The following is a 22,442-nucleotide window of genomic DNA, read 5'->3' as shown; positions in this document are numbered from 1 at the left end:
CTTGATGCACCCACTCGAGCTGTTCGACCGTTTTCGTCGCTGGTTTGACTGGGTCGCTCCAGGACGACAGCTGTGGGAACGCAAGCCTGAGCAAGTGGCCCCGGATCGCTCTGATGACTGGCTCTTGGAGCCGCCGAGCCTGGGGGAGGCCCGTTTGCTCTTTCCTCAGCTGGATGAAGAGCGGTCCTTGCTTCGTTATCAACAACTCCGCCTGGAAATGCGAGAGCGTGACGGCCGCGGATTTTGATCAGCCACCCCACGGTGCCGCCGGCGCCCTAAGTCAATGCGCCAGTTAGCTCATGTATCGAGCTGAACATTTGAGCCATAACTGAGGTTCTGCGGCACGGGCTAAGACCAGCTACATCAAGGTGAATGCGTCAGCCGGGTTGCGATTGGAGACAGCACCCGGCTTTCTTATGCCGCCACGGTGCAGCCCGATCGAGCCCGGTTCTGGAGCCCAAAGCTTGCAGCGGGTCTGGCTACTCCTTGTCTTTCCTCAGCTTCTTGAAAGCTGCCATCACGTTGGCAGTGGCTACCGCCTGCGACTCTCCAGTGACCCGCATCCGCCTCTCAACCAGTTTCTCCACGAGCTTCTGGGTGGAGTCCATTCAGCGATGAACCAGGAATGCCAGGACGTAGCCGATCAGCAGACCTTTGCCGAAGGTGATCCACAGCATTTGGTATTTGCTCAGACCAAAGCGTTGTCTGATCCGCTTGATAAACGTCTTATGCCACAGCAGGACAGAGCAGCTCTGCTTCGCCTTCTTTGACTTCTTGGATTTCTTGCCCATCCATCCATCCTGCCCTCAACCATCCTCAGGTGCCCAGCTCAGCTCCTTTGTCCAGGTGGGCGCCCAGAGCTTGCCGCGCTTCATCTTTTTGCACCAACACAGGGCATCGAGCGGAATCATCACCGCGCATTGGCAATAAAAAAACCCAGCCAGAGGCTGGGCTTCTGTTGAATGGAACCAAGGAGACTCGAACTCCTGACCCCCTGCATGCCATGCAGTCTTTTTGATCGCCGAGACTGACTGCGATATCTAGAAAAAGCCCAGACACACTAAGGATTCTCAAGGAACACCACTTAACTTGCGACTGCATGCTGGGGCGAATAAGGGCAGAAAACACACTTGCAAAACACACTCATGACCGCCAAGCTCTGACCACCTGCAAAGCAGAAGGGGGTCATGGCGAAGGCGGCTCAGTGGCTGAAGGATCTGCGCTCTGTCGTGCGACGCAGCAATGGTCCCGGCTGGGTACTGGAGGATCAGTACGGGCGCTTCAAGATCCAGAAGATCGAAGGGACGCGGCGCTCAGCCAGACGCCCGTCGATATCCACACCATTACCCTTCGCGCCAAGCAGCTGCGATGCCGTCACCGCGCTGGTGAAAAAGCTGCGGGAGACCATGGCCGACCAGAACATCGGCCTCAAGGACGCATATCAACTGATCTCAGACAGCCCTGAGCTGACTGGTGAAGCCACGAACTGGACTGTGGTTTCGGAGCGATACCGCAGTTTCCGGGTTGATTCAGGGACCGTCTCGGAGTCGAACTACAACACGAATGAGGCGTACCGGATCAAGCGTGTCGTCGATCTCATAACGGCTCGCGCTGGTGCTGCGCATGATGCTGGTGCTCTGCTTCGCCTGTACACCGAGAAGCACCTGACCAAGATCGCGCCAGGCTCATCAGGGCGTAAACGCAACCTGCTGGATGTCTGCCGGTTCCTGCGTTTTGCGGTGAAACGATGCGCCGCCGACAACCTTTGGCTGCCCCCTGACGATGAGGAGGTGGCTCTTCTTATTGGGGTCAGGACCACACCCAAGGAAGACACGCCACCAGTGAAACCAGAGGCGCTGATCAGGCTGCTGGACAGCCTTGAGGGCAACCCTGAGCTGCACTTAGCCGTGGGGCTGGTCGCTTTCTATGGATTACGTCCTGCTGAGCTGATGGTGCTGTCCTTTGAGGACGGCAAGCTCAAGGTCGGCAACACCAAGCGAAACAGCAGAACAGCGGCAACACCCAAGAAGCCCCGCACTGCTCGTGCTCTCAACCTGAAAGAGCTACCTGGAGAAGGTGAGCGCCTGATGCAGCTGTGGCACAGCGGGCTGGTGAAGCTCCCGACCAGCATCCGCAACGCCAAAAACTTCAAGGACGGCGGGGCGGCCTTTGGGCAATACCTCGATCGCCATCCTTTCTGGAATGAAGTGCTGAAAGAAGAAATTAAAGGTTTGAAGCCATATAGCCTCCGCCATGGCTTCGCTTGGCGCAGTGCTCTCTACACACCCATCGCCATCCGGACGGCCGCAAGGCTGATGGGCCATGACGTTCGCACTCATATGAAGCACTACGGCCAGTGGATCGACGACCAGGATATGGAGAAGGAAGTGGACGCCGCCAACATGGCTGTGGCGGCGACGCTCAGCAAGCGTCAGCAGCAGATGCAGCAACAGCAGTAGTCACTTCATTTCATCTATGAATTCAGACAAGCAACTGAAAATTGCCATCAAAAAGATGTTTGCCAGAACACACTGAGACGATCAGGTGTATCCGCAGAGCGACAAATAATTATCACTAAATTATTAAGTAACGGATGGAACATTGTTTTATCCGATTCCTTGGGCTGAGATCTAAGCGTTTGCATCCCCCACCCCCCCTAATGGAACTCAATTTCCTCGGCAACAAGTACACCACGTGCAACGAGCCAAAGGAGAAAACTGTTGTTCAGCTCAAGTACATGGGCAAGGCTTACCAGGCATCAATGAGCAATGCCTCTCGCGCTGTGACTGCTCTCACATACCGCGGGGTCAGCTACTCCCACTAAGTCGAGTGGATGGGGCGGATGCTTCCGCCCTTAATGGCTTCAACGCACAGGCGGGGGGGCAGCGCCTCCGGCAGTTTTTTCTCTTGGCAACAAAAAGTCGAGGTTGGTATCGATTCACTCTGAATCGATTGGCGTCACTGGCGTATTTGAGGTGCGTCCCGTTCTGGAGGGCTCCGGCCGGGACGCGGACCCAAGTCAGCGGCAACTGCTGGGTCCGTTTGTCATGACGAAAATGATTGGTCCTCAGCGCACAGGCGGGGGGCAGCGCCTCCAGCCCGTCTTCTGCATCGCCTGCCAAGCCTCAATGGCGTTGTTCCTACAGCAAGTGACCACATGGTTGATTTGATCTGAGTTCAGGATTGGAGCACTCAGTTGAACGATCGGATCGGATCCCTAGCGTTGATCAGAGATGGAGGACTTAGAGAGGCGATGACATGAGCCAAAAATCAAGGCTCGCCAGGCAGGTGACGCTTGACGAAGCGTGGTCGTCTTCAGAACACAGTGAAATTTGCTGTCTGATATATGCCACCCAAAACGGCTGGAAGCTCCCAATCCTTTTTGAAGAAATGGGTGTGCCTTATGACTGGGCACTGGTGAACTTTGAGAAGAGTGAACAGCGCAGTGAAGGTTTTCTTTCCATCAACCCAAATGGTCGGATTCCGGCACTGATTGATCGTGCGCGCGGAGTAACAGTCGCCGAGTCGGCAGCCATCTTGGAGTACAGCGCGGCTCGCTTCGTCAGCCCTTTGCTGCCCCCTGCCGATGAGGACCTGCAGCTGCACTTGCAGACGAAGCAATGGCTCCATTGGCAGGTCAGCGCCCTCGGACCTTCGATGGGGCAGGCCATGTACTTTCAGCGAATCGCCAAGGTTCGCGGCCAAAACGATCCCTTCGCGATTGGTCGCTTCATTGCCGAAGCGGAGCGCTGTTTGCGCATGCTCGACGACCAGCTCGCGTCATCGAGCGGCCCGTTTGTGCTCGGTCAGCGTTGCACACTCGTGGATGTCGCCTGTTTCCCTTACTGCGCTAGTGCTTATTGGGCAAATGTCGATATCTCGGCGATGTGCCATCTGCTCGCCTGGATCGAGATGCTCCACCAGCGTCCGTCCTTTAGTACCGGTCTCACCGTGCCTTTCTCTCGGCCTGCTTTCTTTGGCCCTCCGTATGCAACACCGGAGGAAATCGAGGTAGAGATTGCGCGTAACGCCGGTCAGTTCGCTGTGATTTCTAAATCTCCCAGTTGAGCTGCCAGGCGTTAAAGAGGCTTCCTTAGGAACACGCTGTCGGGGCGCCACTGGCAGATGCACTGCAGCTTCTCCCTCAGCCCCTCTATGTCAACCAAACGCTGTCCCGTGTGCTGCTGCACATGGACATGCTCATGCAGGTAGCCGTCGTTGATAAGTCTATAGAGCTGAGATCTGGACTTGTATCCGAGGCGTCGTGCAGCCTCACTACTTAGGCAAAACACTGGCAACCTGAAGGCTCTTCAGGCAGCACTCGGCATCCCATCGGTCAGCAAATTCCAAGCACAGCCCACTCGACACACAGACAACAAAGCGTTTGTCGCCAAGCTGATGCACCATCGGCGGCGGCCGAGAAATCATGCTGAATTCTTGGATCATCTCTCTTCTGCTTTTCCTGATGGTCCGTTAATTCCTTGTCCTTAAATGCATCAAGTGCCACATATTGCAGACAACTGGCAGCCTCTGCGTCAATGCTTTCTTCGGGGATATTGGCCATTGCTGTTTTTGCAGGGGCATTCCCCTCGCTTCAACTTCATCCACATGGCCTTCTCAAGTGCGGTGAGCTTGGGGGAGGCTTCATTCAGCACTTCCAGCGCGCGAGCCCTTGCATCACGGATATGCCTGGTTGTCCTATCGAGTTCGTCGAATGCCAAAACCAGTAGCCAGGGGCATCACAAAGCTAAAACCCTTGAGGTTCAAAATTGCATCAAGTGGCACATACTGATCAAAACTGGCGGAAGCTTGATGAGATGTGTTATCGAAAACTTATGGACACTGAATTACTCAAACAATCCTGGGAGAAGTTGACCCAACGTGGCTACACGCTGAATAGCCCTGCCCCTGAAGTGGTGAACATCATCACGCCGACGGGTTATTCGACTCAGATTCGATTGAAACGACTGCCCAGTTATGCCCGCTACGTGCGGTGAATTTCCACCAGCTTTTGAGCTGACGGCTTGGAATGGTGTGGGGAAGAGTCCTTACGGTCCTCGATTCCCCGGTTAATAGGGAGGAGGCCAAGTGGTCCTCGACTCCCAAGTGCAGACCCCCTCGGGCTGCAAGTTCAAGATGCGCCTGCCACTTGAGCGGTCTACTTAAGCCCTCTGTTTTCTTCAGGCTGCCCCGCCGACTCACCAAACAAAGGCTTCAAGCCACACCAACGCCACTAGTGATGCTCCTGCAATCGCCATCGGTGCCCACTGGTCACGAAGAACGCGAGTCATCGCCACAAAGCAGCTGACCCAATAAATCGCAACCAAACCAGATAGCAATCAGCACTCGGCTCTGCAGCCCCTTCCATCGGTCGGGCTGACTTCCAACAGCCTTACCGAATCAATGATGTGAGGCCACAGAACCGCGAGGAGAACGACGTTCTCCCCGAGCGATGCGGTATCCGCTGAAAACAAGTTCGTCCCTATACAAGGCTTTAGCGCGAATGCACCAACTCTTTTCAGAGATCTGAAGAGCGCAGAAAGCTACCCCTGGCAATCGCTCGTGCCAAGGGAGCTATTTCTGCCAGTTACCAGGTCGCTCTCCCGGTACTGCCTGGACAGTGTCACGTGATACGCGTCTGCTGCCTGGGCACCAAATATGGGGGCTAACGCCGGGGTTTGCAGCGACTTTTTGGACAGGTTTTAGTTTCCAGAAAATCTTCCGTGAACGTCTGTTCAGTGGTATCTCGGACTACCGACGAGACGCCTACCAGCCCGTGCCCAAAAGCCATCAGACGTCGATCATGCAACTTGCCGTTCCAGCTTGAGGAGATGTCGGCGCCCGGCTGCCGCAGCCAGCTTTTCCTCTTCTATTTCCGCCCGCAGAAACCGTTTTCTCTGGGCTGACTCGAAACCACTCAGATCTGTCTGTTTTTTGGAATGTGGTTTGGGCTTCGGTTTGTCCAAACCCATCAGCAGTGGGTGGATTCCTCTTCGGCTCATTGAACTGGCTTGATATGTGGTTCTCGCGTAGTGGCCTGCCTGACCCAGCCGCGTCGAATAAAGATCTCGATATTGGACAAGGATTGCGGTGTAGGCGACGACATTTGCACTCAAACGTCGATCACGGTTGGCTTCACCTGATCCAACGCTACGGGCTAGACATCACGACAGAGGGAGGAGAGGTGAATGCACGAAGCGGAGCTTCAACCAAAAACTCGCTGTGTATCCGCCCGAACGACAAAGGGGTTGACGCCTCCCCTATAAATGATCTGTAGCAACCGCTACCAACAACGTTCACCTCGCTTCTGCGAGGCGCAGATCACCAGGCCAAGGAACGGGGACCTGGATTTCTGAGGAACCTCAAATGACCCTGACCTATCGCGGCCAGAAGTACGACCAGCAGAAAGTGGCTGGCGCTTCCGCTAAGCCTGCTCTGACCTACCGCGGCGTTTCTTACGCCAAGTGATCAAGGCTTGATCAGACCACAAGCCCCTGCCTTCGGCGGGGGTTTCTTTTTGCCTACAAGTCAGCGCCGACATCGCAGAAGGAGATGGGCTGGGCTCCTGAGGCTGGTTGAGGGCAGGATGGATGTATGGGCAAGAAATCCAAAAAAAAGAACACGGGGAACTCGCTCGTTCTCTGGCATAAGACATTCCTCAAACGGATCAGGCAGCGGTTTGGTCTGAGCAAGTACCAAATGCTCTGGCTCACCTTTGGCAAAGGTCTTGTGATTGGTTATGTCCTGGCCTTCCTGCTTCACAGCTGATCAGCAATGGAGCTTCTTGGGTTTCTGCTGGCAGTCCTTGCGATTGCTTTTGTCTTCGCAAAGCTGATCTTCAGCCGTAAGGCTGAGAAGACTCCGAAGCGCGACGCCGAGTGGGAGGCCTATATGGAAGGCCTGAGGGACGATGCCCGCGCCAGAGGAGTGACTTTTCCTGAGGACGCTGCGAAGGCTCCAGCGTTGACGCCTCAAACGTCGATGCTTGCTGCGAAGTCACCGAAAGCTTCTGAACCGCCCTTAGTCGAAACGACTGAGTTCGGTACGGACTGGTACGTCGAGCAATGCAATGCAGGTAAGACCTCCGGCGAGATCCTCGGAATGATGTTTCCTCAGACTCTTGTCGATGGGAAGCAGACCTGGGAGGTTCTCAAGGACTCTCCGGAGAGCAAGCACGATCTTGATCTGATGCTGGCCTGTTGCAAGGCCGAGATGGAGTCGTCTCAGATCAACCTTTGGTTCCCTGCTCCTGCCTATTTCAAGCGGGTGGCAATCATCCTGCGCAAGCAGAAGGATTACGCACGCGAGATCGGAATCATTGAGCTGTATTGGCAGCTGTGTGATCGGGTTTATGAAACCAAGAGAAAGGATGGAGCTCGGGCGCAGCTGATGGCACAGCACTCGGGACTGAAAGCTGGTTTTCAAAAGCGCTACGACAAGGCCAAGCTCATGCTGGAGAAGCAGAGGGCGAAGGCTCAAGAGTGATTACTGAGCAATCGATGTACCAATCGAACGCTTGCATCAGCTCCTAAACCAACGCCACAGGCGAGACATCAGACCCTTGGGATTTCGCTGATTCTCGCGATCCTGCCAATCCTCGTAAGCAGGCAGATCAATCTCTTCAGGCAGTGGCGCCCAGCTACCTATCCACACGTTGACCTTCTCCGGATTGAGGTTGCAGGGCAACGTCTCCAGCCAGTCGATGTAGTCGCGATTCATGATCCGTGGCTAGTTGTGGAGATGAGACGAGATAGCCGAGGGAACGGCGGTCTTGGCTCGGGGGATCTGCTCGACGGCTGACTAGATCCCCCTGCGTGGAAATGGTTTGTGGCCCCGTTCTCAACCGAGGCCCGTAGTGGCGGAAAGCTCAAAAACCAACCACGGGAGGAGTTATGGAGATGGCTGAGCTCAAGAAACTGACTAAGGACAAGCGACAAGCCGTCCACCAACAACTGTCACAGTGCCAGTTGGGTAGAGATAGTGAATGTGTGAGGAAAAACGCCTCACGGGGTGGAAACAAGGTCACACTCCCGAGAGACGTTTTTGAGCCCCTGCCTTTGGCGGGGGTTTCTTTTTGCCTCGCGTTATCCACATACCAAGTGGCCCTACCTGCAGCTTCGAGCCTCGAAACGCCTCAAAAGCACTACTGCTAGTGCTTCAAGGCATAAAAAAACCCGCTGTGACGCGCACATCGGGCCAGGTGATGGGGGAACTGACAATATGGCCCAGCCATTAGCCACTGCCTAGCCCCACACTTGGTGTCTTAAGAGTCGGTACAGGACTTCACCGCACTATGTCCGGAATATGGATTTGTTGGCACTACTGAGTCCAACGAGGCTAGTTTTGTCCAGTCCGGTCGGGTGATGGGGATCAACCGAAAGGGTTAGCGACCTCGGAGAAACCTCCGGGGTTTCTTTTTGGGTAATGGCCACAAACCAAAGATCTAGCTAAGGGTTGAAATTCAACCATCCCGATTTAGATGACCTCTGGATATCCCGAAATAACGGAGCAAGATCCCTTGGTGCCCATGCAGTCTGTGGGTCACCGGGAACGACTCGCAAAGTTCGTTGGCGAATTGTGGGCACAACGCCGACACGTTGTTGAGACTCGGCGCCGTATCGATAAGAGATTTGCGGATGAGAACGACTGGTTTGTCCGCAAAGACACTGAACTCGTGGACTGAACTCCTGTCTGGCTGTGGCAAAGCCCAGACCATTAGAGCTATGACCTCAATAGAGACACGTCCCCACGAGAGGGTGGTGGGCTTGGCTCAGGTGATCTGCTCTATAGAGCTGCAGCGGATCACCCTGTCTGCGATTCCGTAGTAAGTAACGCGATTTAGCTGAAGTCAGTGCGGTTACGACGGAATTGCACCGCAACTGGCAGAGCTGGCGGTGCAGCGGAGCTTCAATCGCTCGGGGCTCCGCTTGCCTGGAATTGGATGAGGGCACTGAGCTGGATCCAGCCAGAAAAGTGCTGTGTATCCATATGAACGACAGGGGGGATGACGACCCTGTATAAAAGATCTGTAGCAACCGCTACACAACGTTCACCCCTTTTGAAGGGGCGCAGACACTCCAAGCCACGGAACGGGGACTTGGAATTTTCTGAGGAACTAACCATGACTGCTCTTCTCTACAGAGGTCACTCCTACGAGGCTCCAGCAGCCTCGCCCAAAGCTTGTATTGAGCTGACCTACCGCCGCGAGACTTACAACACCTGCCGCGAAGAAGTCGCTCACAATGCTCATCCAAGCCTGACCTACCGCGGTGTTTCCTACGCCAAGTGATCAAGGCTTAAGCAGGAGATCTCAAGCCCCTGCCCACGGCAGGGGTTTCTTTTTGCCTGCATCTAAGCACCGACTTCCCAGAAGGAGATGGGCTGGGCTCCTAAGGCTGACTGGGTCCCTTGCTCGCTGGTCGCCAACTGAAGACATGATCCCGAAGCTCATTTGGAGATAGCAAGCGAGCAGCTCTGCCCTCTCCAAGCTGAGAACCTCAAGGGAAACAGATGATGTTCTGTGTTGAACGAAGCGATGGGCCCGACATTTGGTTTCAGGAACAGTGCTTCGAGACTGAGTTCAAGGCGTTCACCAACGCCCGAGCCAAATCGCTGAATACTTTCGGGCTCTATCGAGTCATGTACGAAAGTCCCGACAACTCAGGTGAGGTGCTGAGGATTTCAAAAGGGAAAGCGATCCTGGCTGAAGATGACCGACTCGTTGGATAAGTCCTGTTGCCTAAACAGCGGAAATTCCGTGATTTGGACTGACACATCCACGGCATTGCTAGAGCAAGGGTCCAGGCAATAGCCGTGTACAACGTCGTCAAGCAAGAAGCTCCCGACCGTTGGGTCAAGGAGCTCTACTTCCAAACGGAATTCAGGGCTTACCTGTGTGCCCGCACAAAGTCGAAGGCGCTGATGTGCACTTACATGGTGGTTGACGCGACCACTAACGAAGTGACCTCGATCGTTCGTCACGGCAGGCCCCTCATCGCATGAGTGATGCTGACAGCGCCATCTGCCTGATCAGGGATTACCACGTTTAGCGCCACACTGTTGTCGTGGAAGCTCTTCTACTGCTGTTGATGGCAATGACCTTCCTGCTGCTGAGGAGGATCGTTAGAAGGTCTTATGCACGCTCCTACAAGCTTCCGCCTCAACAGGTTGATCTCGATGAACTCCGAAGGAAAGCCGGGTCATAAGGTCTATGAGAGGGCGAGCGGCAATCACCAGGCATCACGCAGCAAGCGTCAGGTGCAGATGCCGAAACAACAAATGAAGGCATGAAACGACTACTGCTGCTCTTGGTTCCACTGGTCTTGACAGATCCAGCCATTGCCTTTGATGGAGGTTGGCATGAAAAAGAGGAAAAGCCGGAACTTTCTACTGATCAATCAGAGACACTCGCAACGTATTCAGAGTTTCACCAATCCTGCATGGACATCCAAATGACCATGTGGGGAGAGGTTGCAGAACTAATTGAAGATCTGGCTACAGCACACTGCTACTGCGAATACACCAAGCTTGAGGGCTTGGCAACTATTACTTGGGCAGACAAGAATGCTGCTGACATTGAATGTGCTAACAAAGGCACAATTAGCAAAAAAGAAGCTTTCATCTGGTGGGCTCTTCCACTGCATCGTCAACGCTTAGAAGACGAGCATGAATAGTCCCAAATTCCTAGAGCTCAACCGCTAACGCCTGAGGGAAACGCTGTCTACTCTCCACTGGCATAAGCCCTGCAGCGTCTTCTGTAATCCATCAACGTCAAGCAAACGCTGCCCACTAGGCATCTGAACATGCACGTGCGCGTCCAGCCAGCCGTCATTCATGAGCTTGTAAAGCTGGGAACGGCTTTTATACCCGAGGTGCCTTGCAGCGGCACTCACAGTCATGAGTTGCATGCTCTGTCTCCCGATGTCTCTAAGTGTCCAATGTTTTGACAACCACTGTCTAGAGGGTCAACACGCCTTCGGATGACCCACGTTGATTTGGCTCAAAAGGACCCTGTTCGCGCCAATAGCGCCGTGACTGAGGACTGCTCAATGAGTCATCCGGGGGGGTAGGCACCTTCGGGGAGTCGTCATCAATAAGCTGCACTGTTGACACTGATAGTTATTACTAAGTCTATGTCTATTGAAATGGCTGATTGACCAGAGCTAGTGGTGAGTTGTCGTTGGAAATAAGACATGACTTCAGAAGCAACAGCACTACAAATGGCGCTGCCTCTGTTCAACACCAAGATCACAAGTCACAGGTGCAAGCACTGCGGAGGTAGTGGTTACAAGAAGAGCAGATATGACGGCTACATGCACGTCTGCAGCTACTGCAGCGGAACGGGCAGAAAGCTTGTCCTGACTCGGAAGTACGACATAGAAAAAGGGCCAGCCTGACGCCGACCCTAAGTTCATGGTCCTTTCAAAAGATCAGGACATTTTGGCGAAGAGCTTCTTGTGGTAATCAACCACGTCCTGACAGCCGATAACAGGAGTGAAGTCCATTTCAATGCCGAACTGAGCACGCCATGGTGCGAAGTGCTCAAAGATTTGAGCATCACTTTCAGCTTTGAAGAGGATCGTCACTCGGCCTGCGCCAGGAGCGTGCACGCGGAACAACATTTCAAAGCCATCAAAGTTGTCCAGCTTTGCCATTTCGCCTGAATCCCACAGCTCACAGAAGCTCTTGTAGGCAGCCAGTTGGCCTTCAATCTCAGGAAACACGCAATCTGCGAGATACATCTGCATGGCAAGCCAAAACCAGGGGACAGCCACGTCGTAGCCACCACCGTTGCTCTCAACTCATCAGGTGCTCGCGTCGTGACAAAAGAGATACGCGATCGGGTCCTGCATCACAACGAATGGATCTTTTATGAGGCACGCCAACACAGCAGGATTCAGACCAGCTCCAGCCACCATGCTTCCCATAAATGCAGTGATTCTGTAGAGGCATGGATTAGGCCAGGGTCAAACCTCCCACTCCGGCGCAGAACAGCACCACCCGCCAAGCCGGTTGGCGCCAACACACCAACAACACAAACGCCACCAACGCCAAGCTGAACTCAGCACCCCCGCGGATCCCTGTCTGCCAGACGGGCTGAAACAACGCCGCCAGCAGGATGCCCACCACTGATGCGTTGATGCCCAGCAGGGCTCGACGCATAGGAGCCAAACGGCCCAGGTCACTCCAGAAGGGCAAGAGCCCACCAACCAACAAGAACGATGAAAAAAACAGGGCAACCAGCGCCAATACAGAACCGGCGATGCCCTGAAGGCCAGGCTGCATATCAAAGCCAAGAAAAGCCGCGAAACTGAACATCGGCCCTGGCACCGCCTGGGCTGCGCCATACCCCGCGAGAAACTGCTGCAGGTCGATCCAACCGTTGGGTACCAAGGCTTGTTCCAGCAAGGGGAGCACCACATGACCACCACCGAACACCAAGGCACCGGTGCGCAAGAAACCACTGAGCTGCTGCACCAGCAGCGGTCTGGCCTCAGCAGACAGCCAGGGCATAGCCACGAACAGCAGCACAGCGAGACCAAGCAAAACCACCGACACCGAACGCCGCAGCGGAACCACAAGACGTTCCGGTGCCGATGGCTCCAGCTCAGGTGGCGTCAGAGCACACAACCCCACCAACCCACCGAGCAGCAGGGCCAACAGCTGGGACCAGACGCGAGGCACCAACAGCACCAGCACAGCAGCCGCCACCATCAAGCTGACCCGCTGCCGGTCGGGAGCCAGCTTTCGCTGCAGGCCCAGAGCGGCCTGGGCCACCACGGCCACAGCCGCCACCATCAAGCCATGCACCCAGCTACCGTCGATCCAAATGGGATGGGCTGAGAGCAGCGACGCCGCCAGCAGCATCAACACAGCCGAGGGCAAGGTGAACCCTGCCCAGGCGGCCAACCCGCCAAGCCACCCGGCCCGAATCAGTCCCAAACCCATGCCTACCTGGGAACTCGAGGGTCCAGGCAACAACTGGCAGAGCGCAACGAGATCGGCATAGGCATCAGCGGTGATCCAACGCTCCCGCTGCACAAAACGCTCATGGAAATAACCGAGGTGCGCCACGGGGCCACCGAAGGAGGTCAGCCCCAACACGAAGAACTGGACAAATACCTGCAACGTCCGGGAGATCACTTGGTTGGGTGTATTTCGTCCTGTTGTTTCATAAGTTTTCCGAGGCGGGCGAGGAGGTCGGTGGTGTCTTCTAGAAGAGCAATGTCGGAGTCGTAGCTGGGATCGTGGGGGAGGGTCTCTGGCTTTTGTTGTTGCACCTCCTCCAACAGAGCAATAAGGTCGATGACCGCGGGACGCAAATCATGTAGTGCCTCGCCGATATCTGTGATGTTCATCCAGTAACGGCTGCGGCGAATGCTCACTAATCGGACCGCAAGAGAGTCCTGAAGTGCCTCGTCACTAAAGTCTGGCGGCATTGATTGCGCAGGGGAATTGAAGCCCTGTTGACAGCCGAAAAGATGATGCCATCACTTGGTTAATGGTATGTAAAAGAATAGATAAGAGAGTGGGTAGTGTGATCTAAGTCAAGCGATTAACGTGAATGACCATTCGTATTCACCGAAGTAGATCAGCTTCGCCTTGATGTAAGGATAGATACAGAGCACAATCGAGCAGGTCAATGGTTCTCTGGCACAAGCGCTTCATTAAGCGGTTTAGGAAGAAGCTTGGCTTGAGCAAGTATCAGTACCTTTGGCTGACTTTTGGTAAAGGTTTAATGGTCGGATACATCCTCGCTTTTCTGTTGCACCGCTAGGGACTGATCAGGGGGTATCGGCAACATGTGATTTTTCTGCAAGTGCAGCGCCAACAAACCTGGTCCCCAAACTATGCCTGCAGCAAAAAGCCAGGACCAAAAGGGAGATCTCAAGAGAAGGTCTTGCAAAGTGCCTGCGCTTTTCGATTTGAATTTCTACGGCTTAAAGGTCAAGACTGGATTTCAGACTGATTAAGAGAACCGACTGGCAGGAGCTGTTTCCACGTGTTGTCTGGCTGTAGTACTGCATTCACGGAAAGAGGAAGGCCACCCCTCGGCCCGCTTCTCCCTCAAGCCTCGACTTCAGTCTTTTGGTCATCCTTCCGAGGAGCCTCTGTGGAGGTTTGCTCGGCTGTCTCAGCGTTGCGATGGCAAGCGTTGGCGACGTTGGCGACGTTGGCGAATGCAGCCATGACCATGATCGCGATGATCACGGTGCCACCGAAGAAGGCAATGTTCGGATGACACTTCACGAGAGGCAGGTCTAAGAGTCAGCGGACCCTATCGGCTCAACTCAGACCCTGGGGACGAAGTGACTCAAAGGCGACGTGCAAGCTGCGGGACTCTCGCATTGCCCGTATGGATATCAAGGATTTTTGCCTCACCTGTCTGGTCACTTTGGCGGCACACCAACACAGCAGGAATCCAGGTCCTCTAATCACATCCAGAGACAGCTCAGCACATTTGCCAAAAACACATGTGCTGAGTGCCAAGTCGCTCAAAACCCATGCCTTAAAAGGGCAAGGTCGACACAGGCTTACCTGGCGGCGCCTGTGTCTCCTGTGCCAGGCCAGCACTGGGAAGTTGCCTTTTTTCAAGCTTACATTGTAAGGCTGAAAGTATTAAATAAGGACCACCGAAGCGGCCCTTATCGCTGCGCTGAGCAACCAGCCTAACTACAGAACATTCACCCCGTCTTTGCTAACGCGGCGGACGACTCAACTCAGACCAGGCTGGTGCTGAAGTTGAAAGCATCCAACGTGCCGGACACTTCGCTCGACACCAGAAGCATGCCGCCATCCGCACTGGTCTTAACGAATTCGGATGCTTCAGGAGAGATCGAGTTCGCCGCCTGGAACGTATACACATGCTCAGGCGCATCCACGTTGGTGATCTCATAAACCGGAATCAGAGTGCTGGTTCCGCGCTCGAGCGAAATGAAGGCAAAGGATCGATCTCCCAGGGTGGCGACTTCCACGTGTTCAGGCTCAACACCCTTGTCGTCGCTACGCCCGTCGTCATAAACGCCGTACTCCGCAGCGATGCGATCCAAGTCATCACCTGAATCCCAAACGATGTTGCCGCCAAGGTCGCGAATCGTGAAGGAACGACCACCAAAGCCGGTGATGCTGTCGGCAGTGTTTTGATCCGCCACCGTCTTCAGGCGGCCTTCTCCATCACCGCTAACGATGCTGTTGCCCTGAGGGCCATCCAACTTGCCAGCGCGCTTTTCGTCGGAATAGAAGTCATCATCAGCCACAGCGCCGAACTTCCAGGTAATGAAAAATTCATCACCGGCTTCTGCTTCAAATGCGGTGGAGTTCTTACCCCGCATGTCGCGGTGCACATATACCTTCATACCCGTCAACGGATCTTCAATCTCAGCTACAGCACCTTTTTCCTTGCTCTTGTGGAGCGTGAAAATTCCATCAGCATCCGCCTCAAAATTCACATCATCTGGACGCACACGACCATCACCTTCGTTGGCCATCACCGAATAGGTCGTGCCATTGCTTGCGGTGAAAACATCCATGCCATCGGGCATATAGAGGCTCTTGAAGTTGCGGTTTCCAGGCAGATAGCCACCATCTTCATCGGAGGTATCCACCGACAACCCCACCCAATCCTTGGCACCCAAGCCCACAGGCGTCTCCAACGCCCCCGTCGCCAAGTTCACGACGACCATGGCGTTATTTTCCTGCAAGGTTACAACGGCGCGCTGGCTATCTGGCGTAATCTTAACAAATTCAGGCTCAATATCTCTTGCAGGATTATTAGCATATTCGCCAGAAAGGCGAACCCCATTATCACTCAGTTGCTGGGCTGTGAATACATCAAAACCTAGGGTCTTTGTTTTCTTTAGTGATTTGCTCTTCTTTACGCTAATGATCGAAACAGATCCTTTTGGATCAACCCCATCAGATGTTCCGTAGTAATCATTTGGCTCACCTTCATTGGCTACCACAATTTTCTTGCCATCAGAACTCCAATCAATGGAGTCCGGCAAAAAACCGACATTAGTAGTGAATTTTTCGCGCAGTTCGTTCCTTTTGTTGAATCGAAAAACACTGACGCTGCCTGCTTCCGTCTTGCTAGGGGATTCAGCCACAGCAATATAACGACCAAAGGCTGCAACAGATTGAACACTACCCTCGAATTCTTTTTCCAGAACCACCTCTGGATTTTGGAAGTTTGCGTCGTACTTGACAAAGCTCACGGTGTTGTCCCCACCGCAGACCGCAGCAATACTCGCACCAGGGACCCAGGACACAATCTCCGCGCCACCAAGCTCAATGCTGACGGGTGTGTTGTTCAAACCAGCCACAAGCCCAAAAATAAGATCTCAACACTTAGTCAATCAACTAAACGACTGACAGAATTTAATACAAGTGAAACAACCGGTTATCGATTCATTAAATGAGCAAAAACAACATCATTGATGTGATCCAAATCACATGGTTGTCACCACTAAACATCAACGCCGCAACGAGGCTCTCCACTTGATAGGTGATGGTGGTGTTGATAACCGTGACGCTGCTATCAATCTCCTGGATCGGCTGTAATCAGTATTTGACGCAGCTGGTTTTAGGGGTGTGACTAATCCATCAGCCAATCAAAATCGTCATCCCAGTCCTGATCCCTACCGCTATTTCGCTTGCGCTTCTTGGGTTTGGCTGGTTCCAAGAGCAACGGAGGTGGCGGCAGCAAGAACGGCAGGACCGGTATCTCCTGGTTTCTCACTTGATAAGGAATCACCTGCAGGCGGATGGGCTCCGCCCCCTCTGCAGGCAGTGCTGTCAACACCAATAACGCCAGCAATGCCCTTCGCACGCCCCACCTGAAAGATGGCCAACATTCTCGACGACATCTGTGATGACGGTCCTGTGTTGTCACCAAGGCTGTCCCGACCTAAGGGCATCACCAAGCGTCAGGTGGAACGCTGCATCCATGAGCTTTCAGAGCATTGGTCTGATGAGCAGCTCAATGATGTGATCGACATGTTCCAAGCCCACGGCCTGCTGTGATCAAGAGGAAACTCAAATAAACAACTGTCAATAGATGCCTGGCATACCAAGCCAATCGTCTTCACAGTGCGTGGAATCGACCTTGTCCGATGCTCCGCCGTCTTTCCGTAGGACTGTTGGCTTCTGCTCTGGCTATCGCTCCGTTGCCTACTAAGGCACAGGACGGCACCGCAGAAGACCTTGGTGATGTGATGAGCATCAGCCTCAAGGACGTCGTCGGATTAACTCTCAGAGCAATCCGCGATCTTGTCGCGCCAATCAGGTCCCAGCTCAGCTGCCAGCTCCTTCTCTAACAATCTCAGGTACCGCTTCCGCTGCCCTGACTCTCCGCCGACCCAAATCGGAATCTCTTTCGTGGTTTGACTCATGTTCAGAACCTTCCCACATCGAGAGGTCAGCTTGTAGTTCACCATCGATTTCGGTTTACACAGTAAAGGCTGCCCACATACCAACCAGCGCAGATTATTTTTATCCCTCAATATCTTGGAAAGCAACCCTCTCTAAAACTAAGCAGACATTTGATCTTCATAAACAGCGAGCTCTTTTTCTAACTCCACTATCTTGCTCATAAGATTGTCATTGTGTGAGCAAATAGAATCTGGGTGCAGGCACTCTACGCGGTAAAGCATCAATCGAAGAATCATGATCTCTTCTCTCAGGTGCCAGCTCATGCCAAACAAGAATTAAGCGTAGAGATCATGACTAGCGCCTTGGGAATCCGCATCCTCAGAATCTTCAAATGTCCGCAAATGAGCATCAGCAAGCTTCCGGTCCAATGCCTCTATTTTACGCAAAAGAGGTCCATAGAGCTCTCGAGCACTGGGGCCTGGGGGAAGAAATGCTTCTCGGTAAAGCATCAGCTGAATTATCTCGTTCTCGGCCGATCGAGAATCATTCAAAACAAATACAGGCTCGTCGTACAAATGAACAGTGCACGAATTTCAAAAAATCATCTGTACCAGCAGAACAATGTGCTGAACTCAACAACACAAACCGTGGCGGTAGTTACAAGTCAAAGGCTGAGGCCTCGTCCTCCGCCTCCGTTAATCCTTCCACTCAGCTACAGATTTCATCGGGCGAATCAGTGCTTTCATCCCGTTTTCTTGGTGGTGAGCATTGGTCGCTGAAAGTTCTGAGCGAATCCACCTCATGCAATACAGGAGGGGGGAGTACATCCTGAACCGACTGCAAGCTCAAATGGCGATCAACAAGGTTGTGAGCCTCACCTACAGAGGCATTACCTACGAGAAACGGCTCTAGTCCAACTGAGACAGATGTTCACCCACAGCTGACGGGTCAATTCCACTAGAAATTGCTAAAGGACGCTCTTATGAGGGGTCTCCTCAATGGAGGGAGCTCCAATGTCTGAACGTTCAATGCGAAGTCGCCTCACCTACAGCGGTGCAACAAGTCGAACCTATGCAGAGTCTTTGCATTGGGGCATTAGATGGGAAGGGCTACGCAGCAAATGGTTCAGCCGCTATGGGCGCTGGGCTGAAGCAGAAGAGTGCCTGGCCCGCCTTGACTACCTGGAGCGGGAATACGCTGGAGAGGTAAAGCAGGGCTGCTAGTAGCGATTAGCAAACTCAGTCAGCGATAGAAGTGGTTAATGTTTCTTAACATCGCATTGAATAAGCAGTGATCGCAGGTCTTTTCCCAATCGCTTACGCAGCTGTCTTGACGTGCTTGCTCCTGCAGGCTTTTCGGATGATGCGCCCATCGTCGACTTCTAAACCCAGCACTTCGAACGACCGAACAGGTCTCAAAACCACACACCCAGAATTGCTGGATGAGAACGGTGAGGTGACCAACGAAGAGCTTTGGGCTGTTCGCTTCTCGGACGAAGGCTTAGTTCTCCCTGAGGCATGAGCATCGAATTATGGATTCAGCCAGTAGGGTCCGTTGACTCTCAGGTCAGCCTCACGTGAATCGTCACCCGAATCTGGCCTTTTTTGGCGGCACCGTAATCATCGCCATCATGGTTATGGCTGCTTTTGCCAACGTCGCCAATGCTGGCGGTTGCTCCTACAGCAAGTCCAAATCAGCCGAAGCAACAACAGAAGAAATCAAAGACACAGGAGATAAAAAGGCTGAGGTTGAAGCCTGATGACCGACTATTCATCAGCCATCACTGCACTCGTCATCGTGACAGTGGTGATCTCTGCGGCAGTCGTTTACGTCCTGGCTCAGCCCACTGACCTGCCGAGATACAAGGAGAACGATCCAAGATCTAAAGAGGACGACCGCTGAATGTCGATCACCTTGGCGTTCCCATGGGCCGTCAGACCCTTCTATCGGCTGGGCTCCTGAAACCGGGCAAGGCAGGAAACCCAGGGCTCGCTTTAGGCGTATAGTTTATTTGTAGCAACCGCTACATCACGTTCACCCCTTTTGAAGGGGCGCAGACACTCCAAGCCACGGAACGGGGACTTGGAATTTTCTGAGGAACTAACCATGACTGCTCTTCTCTACAGAGGTCACTCCTACGAGGCTCCAGCAGCCTCGCCCAAAGCTTGTATTGAGCTGACCTACCGCCGCGAGACTTACAACACCTGCCGCGAAGAAGTCGCTCACAATGCTCATCCAAGCCTGACCTACCGCGGTGTTTCCTACGCCAAGTGATCAAGGCTTAATCAGAAGATCCCAAGCCCCTGCCCGCGGCGGGGGTTTCTTTTTGCCTCTGAGGCAGCTCCGACCTCGCAAAAGGAGATGGGCTGGGTAACAGACTCAAGCGGCAATACGCTGTTCCATGGGCGTGAAGTCCCATCCAATCGGCGACTGAATTGGATTCAGTTTTTTGTGCTCTTCGTATAGCTCTTCGATCTCTTTACAGGCCGAGCAATAGGCAGACCATCCAGTCATTCGGCGTGGATTTGATCGCCCGCGTTGGTCAATCGCTTGATCAACAGTGACTCCCTCTGTTTCTGCTTGTTCAAATGCGCTTAGCAATGGAATTTGTGCGTCGAGAACCTTGATATCGAATCCTTCAAGGCATTCTTTGGCGTTTTTAGCTGCAGCTTCTTTGCGTGAGTCAACTTTTACAAGTAGCGCAGCATAGGGGATCTTATATTTGTTTATTGTCTGCGCCATCTCAATTGTCAATTCAATTGATCTACTTTGTGTAGTTGTAGGCAGCAAAATAAAGTCAGCACCTTCTACCAAATTCTTCATCTCTTCTTCGTTGGTGCTTGCTTGCCCATCTGTAATGACAATCTCAGCCAATCGAGTCGCTTTAGCTGCTGCTTCAATCGGGACAACTGGGCAAGGCAAGAGGCCTCTGGCGCCATAGGCAGTCGCAGATCTGTTGCGGTCGGCATCAACCAGCACGACCCGTTTTTGCTGATGGCTCCAGCTTGCGGCTATGTGAACGCTGCTACATGTTTTTGCAACACCACCTTTCTGACCAAAAACAGTGATGAACATCAGGCGGCAGCCAATGACTTATTCTCAGGATCGCGTTTTTTCTACGGAAGGCAATACTTGGGTTGTTTCGGCTTCAGCCCTGTCAGTGTCACCCAGCTTCCGGTCCTGCGTTGTTATTGGATTGGCTACTCAAGCGATCCCCATCATTGGAGCTAGCCACTCGGCATGAAGTGCTGCGAGCACTGACATGTCGAAGGCATGAACCGCTGGATTGGTCTTATCTGCCACCCACAACAGGCCAAAAGGAGCATTGATCGCCAGCTGAAGCCGCCAGCGCCAGGTGATGAGCATCCAAGCCTTCAGAAGGATCGGGTTCTTGATCACGGCTGAGCTGGACCCAAGGTGCGGACCCTATCTAGCTATGCGCCCATATCGCTGATCAACCCACCTCTCTCTTCTGTCATCCCTGTGCTTATAGATAAAGCAGCAGGTCGATCCTTCAGCTCCACATCACCAAGGATGCAGGTGCCGCCAAGGACACCCAAAGACAGAGCCGCCGTCACTCAGCGAACTCATCATCCGCCCAACTCAGAGCTCAAACGGAGAGCAGCTCCCAGCACCCACCCGCTTAGGAGTACGACAAGCAAGACGTAGAGAGACCGAATAGACAGCGGATGCTTCGCAAGGTCAGTACCTCATAGAGGATTTCGACGTCCTTGTAGAGGTGACTCAGACATTGGTCACACCCACCTACGTCACTGATGCTCTTTGGTTCTCTTGCATCCGTTGTGATCGCCACCTGCTACGACGGCGATACCTGCACCACCACAACAGGCGAACGGGTTCGACTGGCCTGCATCGACACCCCTGAACTAGTTGGGATGAGAGCTGAGCCAGTGCCAGCCAGAGCTGCTCGAGACCATCTGAGAAGTCTTGTGGTGGGCAAGAAGGTTGGGATCCGTCGGATCACCAAGGACCGCTACGGACGAACGGTGGTGGAGTTGTTCCTAGGGACGACAAACGTTCAGCAAGAGATGGTCGTCAGTGGCCACGCAGAGATCTACTGGAGGTATCAAGATCAATGTTCTTGGACAGAGGGTCGATAAGGGACCGGCGTCATCAGCAAAATGACGACATGAAACGACTACTGCTGCTCTTGGCCCCACTGGTGTTGGCAGATCCAGTCATTGCCTTTGATGGGGGTTGGTATGACAAAGAGGAAAAGCCGAAACTTTCTACTGATCAATCAGAGACTCTTGCAAAGTATTCAGAGTTTCACCAATCCTGCATGGACATCCAAATGACCATGTGGGGAGAGGTTGCAGAATTAATGGAAGTTCTGGCTACAGCACACTGCCCTCACTGATGGCTTGAGCCATCCCGTAAACCAACGTGCTTTTGCTGGCTCCTGTTGCCCCGCCAAGGACGACCAGTGAGCCGCGCATGCCGAATTGATCAATCAACCAGTCGTCTGGTTCTTTGTCTTTAAGAAAGTCCGCCGCGCTCGGCACTTTCCCTACATCCCCAAGGGGGGGGCCCTCGGCAGGAAGGCTTGCTCGTATGCGAGTCATCTCGGCTCGCATGTGGCCGAGGACTTCTGGCTCTTCGGCGGCGGCGGCCTCTTCTAAAAACTCTCTGGGGTCATCCATGTCCTGTCTCCTTGGACGGTCTGCAAGCGATTGGTTCTCCGAACTGGTTGCACTCGCCCAGCTCGTTGCGGCGGAACTCCTCCACCGCTCTGCACATCCACCACAGCGTTTTCAACGCACGGTCGAGGACGGCTTTTCTCTCCCGTAGGCAGGGCCGCGCGCGGGCCAACTTGCCGACGGTTTTTCGGAAGGCATTTGTCGCCTCGTAGGTCTCCAACGCCAGCGCAAAATCCCTGCGCATCTCATCGGGCCGCAGAAACTCAAATGGCGGAACCGCTAAAGCGCGATCGATGTCAGCAATGGCCTTCTCAATCTCCTCGGCAGCAAGGCGACCGACCTTGTCCATCGGGGGCGCTGTGGCCCCCAGAAGACGGCTGTAAACGCGTGAGCGGGCCTTGCCACGATGCG

General features: G+C 53.7%; 26 protein-coding genes and 1 pseudogene. 16 read left to right on the top strand and 11 right to left on the bottom strand.

Going from position 1 to position 22,442, the window contains the following annotated elements; translation table 11 throughout:
• Window positions 1–4 precede the first annotated feature (4 nt).
• On the top strand, window positions 5–247 hold the full coding sequence (locus SynM161_RS04420; protein WP_186542108.1) for a hypothetical protein: 243 nt from the start codon (window positions 5–7) through the stop codon (window positions 245–247).
• A 361-nt stretch (window positions 248–608) separates the two neighbouring features.
• On the opposite strand, the gene SynM161_RS04415 is transcribed toward SynM161_RS04420, so the two are convergent.
• The gene (locus tag SynM161_RS04415; protein WP_186542107.1) at window positions 609–791 is read right to left on the bottom strand and encodes a hypothetical protein; all 183 of its coding nucleotides are present in this window, start codon (window positions 789–791) and stop codon (window positions 609–611) included.
• A gap of 396 nt (window positions 792–1,187) precedes the next feature.
• Between SynM161_RS04415 and SynM161_RS04410 the strand changes: the two genes are divergently transcribed.
• From SynM161_RS04410 to SynM161_RS04395, 3 genes are all read left to right on the top strand, one after another.
• Window positions 1,188–2,459: a hypothetical protein gene (locus tag SynM161_RS04410; RefSeq protein ID WP_186542106.1), complete on the top strand. Its 1,272-nt coding sequence runs from the start codon at window positions 1,188–1,190 to the stop codon at window positions 2,457–2,459.
• 134 nt (window positions 2,460–2,593) lie between these two features.
• Window positions 2,594–2,824 (top strand): DUF4278 domain-containing protein, encoded by a 231-nt coding sequence (locus SynM161_RS12205; protein ID WP_370593111.1) that lies wholly within the window; start codon window positions 2,594–2,596, stop codon window positions 2,822–2,824.
• A 434-nt stretch (window positions 2,825–3,258) separates the two neighbouring features.
• Window positions 3,259–4,068 (top strand): glutathione S-transferase family protein, encoded by an 810-nt coding sequence (locus tag SynM161_RS04395; RefSeq protein ID WP_186542104.1) that lies wholly within the window; start codon window positions 3,259–3,261, stop codon window positions 4,066–4,068.
• A 268-nt stretch (window positions 4,069–4,336) separates the two neighbouring features.
• Here the strand turns inward: SynM161_RS04395 and SynM161_RS04390 are convergent, their stop codons facing one another.
• Window positions 4,337–4,564: a hypothetical protein gene (locus SynM161_RS04390; RefSeq protein WP_186542103.1), complete on the bottom strand. Its 228-nt coding sequence runs from the start codon at window positions 4,562–4,564 to the stop codon at window positions 4,337–4,339.
• 271 nt (window positions 4,565–4,835) lie between these two features.
• Between SynM161_RS04390 and SynM161_RS04385 the strand changes: the two genes are divergently transcribed.
• The 3 genes from SynM161_RS04385 to SynM161_RS04375 all read left to right on the top strand — a co-directional run bounded on the left by SynM161_RS04385 (window position 4,836) and on the right by SynM161_RS04375 (window position 7,485).
• Window positions 4,836–4,997, top strand: coding sequence for a hypothetical protein (locus SynM161_RS04385; RefSeq protein ID WP_186542102.1), 162 nt, complete (start codon window positions 4,836–4,838; stop codon window positions 4,995–4,997).
• A gap of 1,369 nt (window positions 4,998–6,366) precedes the next feature.
• Entirely contained in the window at window positions 6,367–6,468 is a 102-nt protein-coding gene (locus SynM161_RS04380) for a DUF4278 domain-containing protein (protein WP_115008803.1), read from the top strand.
• Between the two features lie 306 nt (window positions 6,469–6,774).
• Complete coding sequence (locus SynM161_RS04375; protein ID WP_186542101.1) at window positions 6,775–7,485, top strand: hypothetical protein; 711 nt, start codon at window positions 6,775–6,777, stop codon at window positions 7,483–7,485.
• A gap of 36 nt (window positions 7,486–7,521) precedes the next feature.
• Here SynM161_RS04375 and SynM161_RS04370 read toward each other — a convergent pair whose 3' ends face one another.
• Entirely contained in the window at window positions 7,522–7,719 is a 198-nt protein-coding gene (locus tag SynM161_RS04370; protein ID WP_186542100.1) for a hypothetical protein, read from the bottom strand.
• A gap of 1,402 nt (window positions 7,720–9,121) precedes the next feature.
• On the opposite strand from SynM161_RS04370, the gene SynM161_RS04365 reads away from it, so the two are divergent.
• Both SynM161_RS04365 and SynM161_RS12005 read left to right on the top strand, forming a co-directional pair.
• Window positions 9,122–9,289 carry a DUF4278 domain-containing protein gene (locus tag SynM161_RS04365; protein ID WP_115160729.1) on the top strand — a complete coding sequence of 56 codons (168 nt, stop codon included), beginning with the start codon at window positions 9,122–9,124 and terminating at the stop codon, window positions 9,287–9,289.
• A 997-nt stretch (window positions 9,290–10,286) separates the two neighbouring features.
• Window positions 10,287–10,673, top strand: coding sequence for a hypothetical protein (locus SynM161_RS12005; protein ID WP_255441931.1), 387 nt, complete (start codon window positions 10,287–10,289; stop codon window positions 10,671–10,673).
• Between the two features lie 756 nt (window positions 10,674–11,429).
• Here the strand turns inward: SynM161_RS12005 and SynM161_RS04355 are convergent.
• The 4 genes from SynM161_RS04355 to SynM161_RS04340 form a co-directional block, all read right to left on the bottom strand.
• On the bottom strand, window positions 11,430–11,747 hold the full coding sequence (locus SynM161_RS04355) for a DUF3303 domain-containing protein (protein WP_011364204.1): 318 nt from the start codon (window positions 11,745–11,747) through the stop codon (window positions 11,430–11,432).
• A 208-nt stretch (window positions 11,748–11,955) separates the two neighbouring features.
• Window positions 11,956–13,140, bottom strand: a complete 1,185-nt coding sequence (chrA, locus tag SynM161_RS04350; protein WP_186542489.1) for a chromate efflux transporter — start codon at window positions 13,138–13,140, stop codon at window positions 11,956–11,958.
• Window positions 13,140–13,385, bottom strand: coding sequence for a hypothetical protein (locus SynM161_RS04345; protein WP_186542099.1), 246 nt, complete (start codon window positions 13,383–13,385; stop codon window positions 13,140–13,142). The genes chrA and SynM161_RS04345 overlap by 1 nt, the downstream gene beginning before the upstream one ends.
• Before the next feature lie 1,335 nt (window positions 13,386–14,720).
• A complete protein-coding gene (locus SynM161_RS04340; RefSeq protein ID WP_186542098.1) occupies window positions 14,721–16,313 on the bottom strand; it encodes a choice-of-anchor I family protein in 1,593 nt (530 codons plus the stop codon).
• Between the two features lie 529 nt (window positions 16,314–16,842).
• On the opposite strand from SynM161_RS04340, the gene SynM161_RS04335 reads away from it, so the two are divergent.
• The 5 genes and pseudogenes from SynM161_RS04335 (at window position 16,843) to SynM161_RS04320 (ending at window position 19,644) form a co-directional block, all read left to right on the top strand.
• Window positions 16,843–17,022 (top strand): hypothetical protein, encoded by a 180-nt coding sequence (locus tag SynM161_RS04335; protein ID WP_186542097.1) that lies wholly within the window; start codon window positions 16,843–16,845, stop codon window positions 17,020–17,022.
• Between the two features lie 89 nt (window positions 17,023–17,111).
• A pseudogene (locus SynM161_RS12000) lies at window positions 17,112–17,252 on the top strand (carbamoyl-phosphate synthase); the annotation flags it as partial.
• 1,408 nt (window positions 17,253–18,660) lie between these two features.
• Complete coding sequence (locus tag SynM161_RS04330; protein ID WP_186542096.1) at window positions 18,661–18,891, top strand: DUF2973 domain-containing protein; 231 nt, start codon at window positions 18,661–18,663, stop codon at window positions 18,889–18,891.
• 55 nt (window positions 18,892–18,946) lie between these two features.
• Window positions 18,947–19,129 carry a hypothetical protein gene (locus SynM161_RS04325; protein ID WP_186542095.1) on the top strand — a complete coding sequence of 61 codons (183 nt, stop codon included), beginning with the start codon at window positions 18,947–18,949 and terminating at the stop codon, window positions 19,127–19,129.
• 347 nt (window positions 19,130–19,476) lie between these two features.
• Window positions 19,477–19,644: a DUF4278 domain-containing protein gene (locus SynM161_RS04320; RefSeq protein ID WP_115160729.1), complete on the top strand. Its 168-nt coding sequence runs from the start codon at window positions 19,477–19,479 to the stop codon at window positions 19,642–19,644.
• 105 nt (window positions 19,645–19,749) lie between these two features.
• Here the strand turns inward: SynM161_RS04320 and SynM161_RS04315 are convergent, their stop codons facing one another.
• Window positions 19,750–20,445: a ParA family protein gene (locus tag SynM161_RS04315; RefSeq protein ID WP_186542094.1), complete on the bottom strand. Its 696-nt coding sequence runs from the start codon at window positions 20,443–20,445 to the stop codon at window positions 19,750–19,752.
• Between the two features lie 129 nt (window positions 20,446–20,574).
• The gene (locus tag SynM161_RS04310; RefSeq protein WP_255441928.1) at window positions 20,575–20,736 is read right to left on the bottom strand and encodes a hypothetical protein; all 162 of its coding nucleotides are present in this window, start codon (window positions 20,734–20,736) and stop codon (window positions 20,575–20,577) included.
• Window positions 20,737–21,146: 410 nt separating this feature from the next.
• Here SynM161_RS04310 and SynM161_RS04305 point away from each other — a divergent pair, with 410 nt between their 5' ends.
• Window positions 21,147–21,491, top strand: a complete 345-nt coding sequence (locus SynM161_RS04305) for a thermonuclease family protein (RefSeq protein ID WP_186542092.1) — start codon at window positions 21,147–21,149, stop codon at window positions 21,489–21,491.
• A gap of 29 nt (window positions 21,492–21,520) precedes the next feature.
• A complete protein-coding gene (locus SynM161_RS04300; RefSeq protein WP_186542091.1) occupies window positions 21,521–21,751 on the top strand; it encodes a hypothetical protein in 231 nt (76 codons plus the stop codon).
• Here SynM161_RS04300 and SynM161_RS04295 read toward each other — a convergent pair.
• Entirely contained in the window at window positions 21,729–22,034 is a 306-nt protein-coding gene (locus SynM161_RS04295) for an AAA family ATPase (RefSeq protein ID WP_186542090.1), read from the bottom strand. The two genes, SynM161_RS04300 and SynM161_RS04295, sit on opposite strands and share 23 nt — an antisense overlap.
• Entirely contained in the window at window positions 22,027–22,380 is a 354-nt protein-coding gene (locus SynM161_RS04290; RefSeq protein WP_186542089.1) for a hypothetical protein, read from the bottom strand. The genes SynM161_RS04295 and SynM161_RS04290 overlap by 8 nt, the downstream gene beginning before the upstream one ends.
• Between the last annotated feature and the right edge of the window lie 62 nt (window positions 22,381–22,442).

The organism is Synechococcus sp. M16.1 (genome assembly GCF_014279895.1).
Taxonomy (GTDB): domain Bacteria; phylum Cyanobacteriota; class Cyanobacteriia; order PCC-6307; family Cyanobiaceae; genus Parasynechococcus.
Note: the sequence above shows the minus strand (reverse complement) of the source record. Positions and strands in the feature narration are given on the sequence as shown.